We start from the raw sequence: 285 nt of genomic DNA on the forward strand, positions 1-285 counted from the left end.
AGGCAAACCATGCACCACCGATTCCGATGGTGCTGGTGGATCATCCCCACACCCACCATCGACTCATTCCGCATCCATGACCAAATCTTCCTCGACGCGACCTATCTAAAGTCCGGATGCCTCCTGATCGCAGCCAGTAAAACCCACGTCATCAACTGGACCTGGGCCAGACACGAAACCACCGCCGCCTACACCGAACTCCTACGCCCCATTGCCGCACCACTAATCGCAGTCACAGACGGCGGACAAGGTGCCCAATCAGCCATCCACCACTGCTGGCCAACA

The 285-nt window shown here is 57.9% G+C and carries 1 pseudogene; it reads left to right on the forward strand.

Annotated elements, in window-relative coordinates:
• Positions 1-285: pseudogene (locus HMPREF2857_RS03765) on the forward strand (IS256 family transposase); the annotation flags it as partial.

The organism is Corynebacterium sp. HMSC076C10, assembly GCF_001812455.1.
Classification (GTDB): Bacteria; Actinomycetota; Actinomycetes; order Mycobacteriales; family Mycobacteriaceae; genus Corynebacterium; species Corynebacterium jeikeium_D.